The organism is uncultured Thiodictyon sp. (assembly GCA_903837595.1).
In the GTDB taxonomy this organism is placed as follows: Bacteria; Pseudomonadota; Gammaproteobacteria; order Chromatiales; family Chromatiaceae; genus Thiodictyon.
On record CAILVI010000283.1, the window covers coordinates 1 to 3,160 of the forward strand.

Genomic DNA, 3,160 nt, shown 5'->3' on the forward strand with positions numbered 1-3,160 from the left:
CAATGCCGATTCTTCACGCCGTCTGGCTACCCGATCCCACTGACGCGTTCGTCCAAAGCGGCGCATTTCGGCTCTGGGCGGAAACGCAGGAGCGTCGCCCCGTAGGGCGCGACCAAGGCCTGCCGGTGCATCCGTTTCACCTGTCCAGGGCAGAGTGGCCGGCCTTCCTCGAGACGCTGGGCGCGTCGAGCCTCGACGACGCCTTCGAGACCTGCGCACTGCAACTACCCGGCAAGGCGGACACCCCGCTGCCGTCGCCCGCCTTGGCGCGGTATTGGCCGGACGACAGCGACGACGGACCGCTGAGCTTCCAGCGTTGGCAGGTGGACTGCTACCGGCTGGATCGCCCCATCAAGCAACTGAGCGACATCCATTTCCTGGCCTTTCATCGGGCCGCGGACGTGCAGCCCGGGAGCGACTTTCTGTTCTGGTACTGGTTCACGCAGGAACTCAAGCGCCTGCTGGTGCGGGACCAGTATCTCCCCGCCTTGGTGGCGCGCCAACCAGCGCTGCCCAAAGGCAAGCGCAAGGCGCTACCGGTCGAGATCACCGGGGCCTGGGACTGGGCCTGCGAGCAGTACGAGCAACTCATCGATCAGGCCAGCACGCGGATGCCGGCGGCCTGCGCCGCCGCACTGGACGGCTGGCCGGCCGGCGATAGCCTGCTGCGGCACTGCGCGGAGGTATTGCTCGATCAACTCGTGCGACACACGCCCTGGCCGGCGGTATTCGCAAAAAAGGTCGACCGCACCCTCCTGGCGGCCTGTCTGGCGCCGACACCTTCGGTCTTGCCCGGCAGCGGCCAGGACACCTATCAGCAATGGCACCAGTGGCGGGCGCGCATCCGCGGCGCCGAGCGGGATGCCGCCTTCACCCTGGGTTTTCAACTCGTGGAGCCGCTGGATGGGGCGCAGGACGACTGGACCCTGCACTTCGTCGCCGTGCCCAAGGACGACCCATCGCAGCGCCTGGCCTTCGCCGACTATTGGCCCCTGTCCGCGAAGCAGCGGACCTCCTGGCGCCGCCAATTGGGGCAGGACGTCGAGACCCAGCTGCTGCTCAACCTGGGGCTCGCCGCCCGGATGGTCCCGAAGCTGTGGGACGGCCTGGACACCGCCGAACCGCGCGGTCTGGCCCTGATCCTCGACGACGCCTTCAGCTTCCTGAAGGAATGGGCCTGGGTGCTGGAGGACGCCGGGTTCAAGGTCGTGGTGCCGGCCTGGTGGACACCGCAGGGGCGCCGCCGGGTCAAGATCCGGCTGCGCTCCTCCCCCGCCAAGGCCGCCCCCGCCGCGGTAGGCGGCACGAGCGGACTCAACCTCGAGAACCTGGTGCAGTACCACTACCAGCTCGCCATCGGCGATCAGGTGGTGACTGAGGAGGAGTGGCAGCGACTGGTCGCGTCTAAGGCCCCGCTGGTGCAATTCCGCGGTCAATGGGTCGAACTTGACCGCGACAAGATGCAGGAGATGCTCGCCTTCTGGCGCCGGCACGGCCAGGAGACCCCGGAGATGAGCATCCAGGACCTGCTCACGCGCACCCTCACCGACGATACCTTCGAGGTCGACCGCGACGATGCCCTGGCCGCCATGCTGGAGCGGCTGCGCACCGGCAGTCGGCTGGAGTCCATCGCCGATCTGCCGCAACTGAATGCGCAGCTGCGCGATTACCAGAAGCGCGGTGTGGCCTGGCTGCGGTTCCTGGAGCAGCTGGGTCTCGGTGCCTGTCTGGCCGACGACATGGGCCTCGGCAAGACGATTCAGGCCATCGCCCGCCTGGTGCAGGAGCGTGACGACGGGGCGGTCATCGCCCCGACCCTGCTGGTGGCCCCCACCTCCGTCATCGGCAACTGGCAGAAGGAGGTGGAGCGGTTCGCCCCACACCTGCCGGTGCTGATCCATCACGGCCCGACGCGGGCGCAGGACGCTGACACCTTCACCGGGCTGACGGCGGGTCAGGCCCTGGTCATCACCTCCTATGCCCTGGTACGTCGCGACCAGCACCTGTTCGCCGCCCGCGACTGGCACCGGGTCGTCCTCGACGAGGCGCAGAACATCAAGAATCCGGCCGCGGCGCAGACCAAGGCGGTGCTCAAGCTGCGCGCCCGTCACCGCCTCGCACTGACCGGCACCCCGGTCGAAAACCGCCTGACCGACCTGTGGTCCATCTTCAGCTTCCTCAATCCCGGTTACCTGGACACCCAGGCGCGCTTTCGCAAACGCTTTGAAATCCCGGTACAGCGCGACCACGACCCGATCCAGTCCACCACCCTCAAGCGCCTGGTGGAGCCCTTCATCCTGCGCCGGCTCAAAAGCGACAAGGCCATCATCCGCGACCTGCCGGACAAGTTGGAGGCCATCCAGTACTGCAACCTCAGCAAGGAGCAGGCGGCCCTTTACGAGAGCGTGGTCCGCGACGTGGAGCGCGACCTCCAGGATAAGGAGGGCATCGCCCGCCAGGGTCTGATGCTCTCCACCCTGATGAAGCTCAAGCAGATCTGCAACCACCCGGCGCAGTTTCTACATGACGGCAGCGCCTTTACCCCGGAGCGCTCCCACAAACTCCAGCGTCTGCAGGAGATGCTGGAAGAGGCCATGGCCGCGGGCGACAGCGTCCTGATCTTTTCCCAGTTCACCGAGATCGGCGCCGAGCTGGAGCGGCTGCTCAAACAGGGCCTGCACTACCCCACCTACTATCTGCACGGCGGCACCGCGCGCAGCCGGCGCGAGACCATGATCACGGCCTTTCAGGACCCGCAGACCGAGCCCGCGATCTTCGTCCTGTCGCTCAAGGCCGGCGGTGTGGGCATCACCCTGACCAGGGCCAACCACGTCTTCCATTTTGATCGGTGGTGGAACCCGGCGGTCGAGGATCAGGCGAGTGACCGGGCCTACCGCATCGGTCAGGAGAAGACGGTCTTCGTCCACAAGTTCGTCACCCTGGGGACCCTGGAGGAGCGTATCAGCACCATGATCGAGGAGAAGAAGGCACTGGCCGGCGCCATCGTCGGCAACGACGAGTCGTGGCTCACGCAACTCGACAACGAGCGCTTCAAGGCGCTGATTCGCCTCAACCGCGACGCGGTGCTGGACTGACCATGGCAACGCTGGGCAAGACCTGGTGGGGCCAGCGCTTTATTGCCGCGCTGGAAGGGTTTACC

General features: G+C 66.7%; 1 protein-coding gene. It reads left to right on the forward strand.

Annotation, left to right across the window (positions count from 1 at the left end; genetic code table 11):
• The coding region (locus QZY44_RS15515) for a DEAD/DEAH box helicase (RefSeq protein WP_295447876.1) at positions 1-3,095 on the forward strand (3,095 nt) is incomplete at its 5' end.
• Positions 3,096-3,160 lie beyond the last annotated feature (65 nt).